The sequence below is a fragment of the Arsenophonus sp. ENCA genome (genome assembly GCF_002287155.1).
Classification (GTDB): Bacteria; Pseudomonadota; Gammaproteobacteria; order Enterobacterales; family Enterobacteriaceae; genus Arsenophonus; species Arsenophonus nilaparvatae.
In genome coordinates, this window is the sequence record NZ_NHNG01000521.1 from 1 (window position 1) to 950 (window position 950).

Annotated in this window: 1 protein-coding gene and 1 pseudogene; both read left to right on the plus strand. The window is 37.2% G+C overall.

Going from position 1 to position 950, the window contains the following annotated elements:
• Nucleotides 1–209: 209 nt before the first annotated feature.
• Nucleotides 210–398: pseudogene (locus CBG25_RS13565) on the plus strand (transposase family protein); the annotation flags it as partial.
• A 481-nt stretch (nucleotides 399–879) separates the two neighbouring features.
• On the plus strand, nucleotides 880–950 hold a 71-nt coding region (locus CBG25_RS13570; protein ID WP_290607266.1), incomplete at its 3' end, for an AAA family ATPase.

The following is a 950-nucleotide window of genomic DNA, read 5'->3' on the forward strand; positions in this document are numbered from 1 at the left end:
TAACAAGCTGAAAATTCAGCGGCTAAATTTTTCAATTCTTCGACTGATAATCCAATGATTGCTTTACATAAACGATTATCTCGTAACAGCCGCTCTTTGTTGATCATTTCAAACCTTTATTCTCTAAGTTAAACCTCTTTTTATTCTCAATAGCGTGACAAAAAATGCAAGTCTCTATTCAGCAACTAGTTTGAACTCGAAAAAGACCTTTATCGCCTGAACAAAAACAAGAAAATAAAATAATCTCGGGCATCCGTATTACAGTTGAACACGCCATCGCGGGTATCAAGCGCCTCGGTTGCATGACCCAAATTTTACGGAATCGTAGACCCTTTATTGATGATACCTTCTTACTCCTTAGCGCAGGTCTTTGGAATTTCCATCTCAGAACAGCGTAAAATTTACTTCAATCACCGAAACACCCTTATTTCACTATTAAGCAACACGCTTCTTGCAAAAATATGAATCTGGGGCTTATGAACCTAGCGGACTCAACTTAGTTAAATTAACTCAAAATCCAAGATTTGAAAAATACACACTCTGGCTAATGACTGATAAAGTTGCCCCAGAATCCGGCCAAATCGAGCCGGCTCTCACACATAGTGGGTTAGATCAATCAGAAGTGACAAGTCGAGCAAGAACTGTAGCCAAAATGAAATCATCCCGATTCGACCAGAAGATTGGGTGATGCTGTACGACTTCTATTTGAACTGGAAGAAAAAACATTAAAATCATATCGCATCAGTCTTTTACACCCCCGATCTAAACAGGATAGAGGGGATTATATCAAGATATCACGATATTATTATATCTTGATATCTAAATTATATCTTGATATAGTGATATCTTTATATAAAGATAGCTAAGGTGGGAGTGCTTATGATTTATGCTATAGTTAACACAAAAGGTGGTGTTGGAAAAACAACTACCGCAGTTCATTTAGCTACAAT